Consider the following 5,124-nt stretch of genomic DNA (forward strand, 5'->3'; position numbering starts at 1 on the left):
TCTTGGTCATGGTAAACTCCTCGTTGAGTCGTTAGTTTACCAAGTTTACTTGTACGGTTTCTTCAGCATAGCTCACACTTTACCTTGTTCCATTAGGTAAATACTATCGTATTGTTTCAATATCTTTAATCAATACTTAAATATTCTTTTAATGACCTTAGTATTAGCTCTTCATTATACAACTTCTCCGGTAGGCTAGCTTGTTTAGCAAGTGCTACATAGTCAAGGTCTTTAACGTCCTCTATCTTTACTTTAATATGTGTCACTTGTTCTTCTCTCAATGTTGAAAAAAAGTCTTTAAACTTGAAATCATTTCCAAACAAATTTTGATCATCTATTTCTAACCATACCCATGGAATATTATAAGCTTGAGCGATAATCAAACCATGTAGTGAAGTAGATATACATACTGATGATGAAGCGATCTCACTTACAACACTTTCCATATCTTTTTGTACATCTATGATGTTCAAGCTATCATCTTTATTAATTATTTCCAAAAAATGTGGCTTATGTATGAAATGAGGACAAACCCCAACCCTCTTGTGACTATTAACTAAGGGTTGATAAAATAAAGGCAATATTAGAGCCGGATCACCATAGACTACATTATCAGGTAGTTTTACATTAGCATTAACTAAGCACTCTGCTGTTTTCTTACCTCTGAGAGAAAGTATTAATGGATTATATTTTTTAATATTATTTAAAGTTTTGTCTGAAGGCTCCTCTATAAAACCACTCCCCCATACAACCATATCTTTTCTATCAACTGACTGCAGGATGCTACCAACTGTAATAAACCCAGAATAGCTTTCATTAATTATGTTCAAAACTGGTCGATTTGTTATCTTAGATATCAAATATGGACCAATAAGATCACCAAAATTTGGCTTTCCATCCCAATAAGCAACTAAAGCAAACCCATTCGGATTTTTGACTTTGCTATCAATAGTGACTGTCCGATTGTTGGTATATATTCTTATCGTATTGTCTTTATTTATGTAGTTTACAATACCGATATACACCTTTTTTGGTACCACTACTTTTAACAATGATTTAATTGAGCTACTCTTGTTAGGAAGCTGTAATAAGGATTTTATATAATTCATTTAAGTGTCCAATACATGATTATTTAAATATTAATTCTAGTTTTTCATTACAAATATTAGTTTATACAATATTGCAACTAATGATGCATCTTATATAACATCGCTTTTATCTTATCTAAAATAGCTAACCTTTCAACTTTACTGAATCCAAAAACAGCTATTGCGCTTAAGATATAAATACATACGACAATAGACTTCAGTAAAAACCCTAGGTTTTCAATAAAATAAGGGTAAGTAATATAGTATAGTCCTCCTACCATAACTGAAACTACCATTCCACGTCCAACAACCTCTTTAAGATATCGATATATAGGGAGAGAGACTAAGCCTTTAAGAATGCATAACCTTGTTATAAGAGCCAATACAGACAGTATAATATTGACATATATAACTGTATAAGGCTCATAACCCATTCTTAAAACAATGTAAGAGAAAGGTAAATTCAATAGTAGTAGACCGCCAACTAATGTCTGATATAACTTTATTTTACCTGTAGCTTGGGCAGATGTCATCAAGGGTGCAGATACACAATCAATTAACATATTAACTATGATGAGTTGTATAAATATTGAAGTATACTCAGGAACAACACCTAGCCATACTTGTAATATCAAGTCAATATTTATTAAGACTGGCATAGATAAGAAAAATAGTAAAAAAAAGTTATATTTTGCACCATAGCAAACAAGGCTATGCATGTAATCCATATCTTTTGCTGCATAAGACTTAATAATCTGGGGATTGATAGCTACCTGCAAGTTCTGTACGAAGCTATTTAAAGCAGCAGATACTTGCATCGCAATAGCTCTCGCAGCATTTACTGTTGGTCCAAAGAATATATTTAAGAGTATATTAACTCCCTGTCCACCCATTACCGCAGCGATATTACCCCAAAGATTCCAGCCTGTGTAAGAAAGCATCGTATTAAATAATCTTCTATTCCAATAGAACCTAAATTTGGACTCTGTAAACTTAGTTTTACAATAGCTCCGATAAACCATAAATATAATAAATACAACGGTGAGACTGAGTAATCCATATAGAATTAGCTTATCCATGCCAAACCAACCAAGCATAAATACAATCAGCAGCTTGAGTATCACATCTAAGATGCTAACTGCAGCAAATATACTCATTTGTTCATGGGCAATAATCAATGCATTATAGGGTACGCTTATTATCGTCACCATAAAGGATAAAAGTGCTAAATGAAAAACCCACTCTGCAGCAAATATTCTATCTATAGGTATGGTCATCTGTGTTCTGACAAACCACAAGCCGAGCGTTTCACCCACTACCAATACAATTACAGCAATAAGGATGTGGATATTCATACTCATGCTGAATATCCCTCGCACATCCTTCTCACCTGACTGCCCTAACTCAAAAGCAAGGAATCGTTGGGTAGCTGACGACATTGCTCCATGCAAAAAACCAAGCATCGTCACAAAACCAGCAACTACGTTATATATACCGAAATCTTCAACTCCGAGAGTTTGTAATATGACCCTTGAAGTGTATAGGGCAACCGCCATGGTCAATAGCATACGGAAATATAACATGCCTGCATTTTTTGCCATGCGTTTATATTTGTTATTTTCCATTTTAGGTATTAGCAATAATATCGTTCACATACCAAGGCATCGCTTTCTTAATACCTTGAATAATATCAAACTGTGGCTCATAACCTAACGCATTTTGTATTTTGCTAATATCAGCCTGACTATGACGTACATCCCCTGCTCTGAAATCTCGATAGACTGGGTCTTGAGTGTAGCTAACACCATTGGCAATTAAATGCTCTCTAAGTGCTGAAAACAGCGTATTAAGGGTAGTACGACCACCGACCGCCACATTATATACTTGGTTCTTAGCTTCATCATTAGCAGTCGCAGCTAAGATATTAGCTTGTACTGCATTTTCAATAAAATTAAAGTCGCGACTGGTATCGCCATCGCCATTAATAAATACCTCATCACCTGCGATCATAGCAGCCGTCCACTTTGGTATTACCGCTGCATAGGCACCATCTGGTGTTTGGCGTTTAGCAAAGATATTAAAGTAGCGTAGACCTATAGTATTAAAGCCATAAGTACGTGAGAATACGTCTGCATACAGCTCATTGACATACTTAGTTACCGCATAGGGAGATAACGGATTGCCAATAGCATCCTCGACTTTTGGCAATGCTGGATGATCGCCATACGTTGAGCTACTCGCCGCATAGGTAAAGCTAGCTACCTGAGCATCACGAGCAGCTACGAGCATATTTAAGAAGCCTGAAATATTAGTCTCATTGGTTGCAATAGGATCAGCGATAGAGCGCGGTACTGAGCCTAGCGCTGCTTGATGCAGCACGTAATCAACACCTTGACAGGCTTTCGAACAATCAGTTAACTGACGAATATCACCCTCTATAAAAGTAAAACCTTCCCACTGTTCAGCGCTTACTAAACTTTTTACTTCATCTAAGTTGTGCTGAAAACCTGTGGCAAAATTATCCAAGCCTACGACGGTTTGGTTAAGCTTTAGTAAGGTTTCAAGCAAATTTGAACCAATAAACCCAGCAACACCTGTAATCAGCCATGTTTTTTTATCAGTTAACAGTTCTTGTTTGACTTGTTCATACTTTGACATAATGCTTTCCAATCTTGATGTATGGATAATTTATAGACGAATATCAGTGTCATCTTTGGCAAACAGATACTTCAGATCATACAAGACATGGTTATCACGACCTAGCTCTCGGATGGCAGAGACGCCCATTTGCGCAAACTCTTTGTGCGCAACCGCTAGAATAATGCCGTCGTATTGACTATTACTTGGTTTAGATATTGGTGCTATACCGTACTCATGCTCAGCTTCGCTCGCATCTACCCAAGGGTCGTAGACATCAACGTCGATATTGTATTCTTGCAGTTCATGTACGATATCAATAACTTTGGTGTTACGCACATCAGGGCAGTTTTCTTTGAAGCTTAATCCTAAGACCAAGACTTTAGCGCCTTCAACCTGAATACGCTTTTTAATCATGGTTTTGACCAGTTGCGTGACCACATACTCACCCATGCTGTCATTCAAGCGACGTCCAGCCAATATAATCTCTGGATTATAACCAATCGCTTGTGCTTTATGAGTTAGGTAATACGGGTCAACACCGATGCAGTGACCACCGACGAGGCCCGGACGAAACGGTAAAAAATTCCACTTGGTGCCTGCTGCTTCTAAGACTGCTTGGGTATCGATACCCATTTTATTAAAGATAACGGCTAACTCATTAATCAAAGCAATATTGACATCTCTCTGGGTGTTTTCAATCACCTTTGCTGCTTCCGCTACTTTGATGCTTGCTGCCTTATGAGTACCAGCAGTAATAATTAAATTGTACACTTCATCGACAAAATCAGCGACTTCAGGTGTTGAGCCTGCCGTTACTTTTAAGATATTGGTAACGCGGTGCTCTTTATCACCAGGATTGATACGTTCAGGACTATAACCGGCATAGAAGTCTTGATTAAACGTTAGTCCAGAAACTTTCTCTAACACCGGAATACAAACTTCTTCTGTGGCACCCGGATAGACGGTCGATTCATAAACCACTATGTCGTCTTTTTTAAGTAGACTACCGATTGCTTCTGAGGCTTTAATTAAAGGCGTAAGATCAGGCTGTTTATAATCATCAATAGGCGTCGGTACCGTAACAATAAAAAAATTGCAATCTTTCAGCGCTTGTATATCGGAGCTATAATTCAAATGCGAGGCTTGGGTCAGCTCTTCATCACTGACTTCTAAAGTATGATCTGTACCTGCATTGAGCGCTGCAATACGTTCAGCATTGATATCGAATCCCATTACCGAATGATGCTTACCAAACTCAACTGCTAGAGGCAAACCTACATAGCCAAGTCCGATAACTGCTATTTTCAAGTTATTTATATCTAGGGCGTGTCTTCAATTCATCTTACAATGAACGATAGTACACGCCAGATAAAGCATTGACTTAAAATTACGCGCT

4 protein-coding genes are annotated in these 5,124 nt (G+C 37.4%); all 4 read right to left on the reverse strand.

Annotated elements, in window-relative coordinates; genetic code table 11:
* Positions 1-125: 125 nt before the first annotated feature.
* Positions 126-1,109 (reverse strand): polysaccharide pyruvyl transferase family protein, encoded by a 984-nt coding sequence (locus tag I3249_RS12905; protein ID WP_238070227.1) that lies wholly within the window; start codon positions 1,107-1,109, stop codon positions 126-128.
* A 77-nt stretch (positions 1,110-1,186) separates the two neighbouring features.
* Positions 1,187-2,713, reverse strand: coding sequence for a hypothetical protein (locus I3249_RS12910; protein ID WP_238070228.1), 1,527 nt, complete (start codon positions 2,711-2,713; stop codon positions 1,187-1,189).
* Between the two features lies 1 nt (position 2,714).
* Positions 2,715-3,746, reverse strand: a complete 1,032-nt coding sequence (locus tag I3249_RS12915) for an NAD-dependent epimerase/dehydratase family protein (protein ID WP_238070229.1) — start codon at positions 3,744-3,746, stop codon at positions 2,715-2,717.
* 30 nt (positions 3,747-3,776) lie between these two features.
* Positions 3,777-5,045, reverse strand: a complete 1,269-nt coding sequence (tviB, locus tag I3249_RS12920; RefSeq protein ID WP_238070230.1) for a Vi polysaccharide biosynthesis UDP-N-acetylglucosamine C-6 dehydrogenase TviB — start codon at positions 5,043-5,045, stop codon at positions 3,777-3,779.
* Positions 5,046-5,124 lie beyond the last annotated feature (79 nt).

The organism is Psychrobacter sp. Ps1, assembly GCF_022129425.1.
Lineage (GTDB): Bacteria > Pseudomonadota > Gammaproteobacteria > Pseudomonadales > Moraxellaceae > Psychrobacter.

What these genes read in the sequence shown, in the direction of transcription:
- I3249_RS12905 (WP_238070227.1), bottom strand. Translation starts at nt 1,109, where the DNA reads ATGAATTATATAAAATCCTTATTACAGCTTCCTAACAAGAGTAGCTCA.
- I3249_RS12910 (WP_238070228.1), bottom strand. Translation starts at nt 2,713, where the DNA reads ATGGAAAATAACAAATATAAACGCATGGCAAAAAATGCAGGCATGTTA.
- I3249_RS12915 (WP_238070229.1), bottom strand. Translation starts at nt 3,746, where the DNA reads ATGTCAAAGTATGAACAAGTCAAACAAGAACTGTTAACTGATAAAAAA.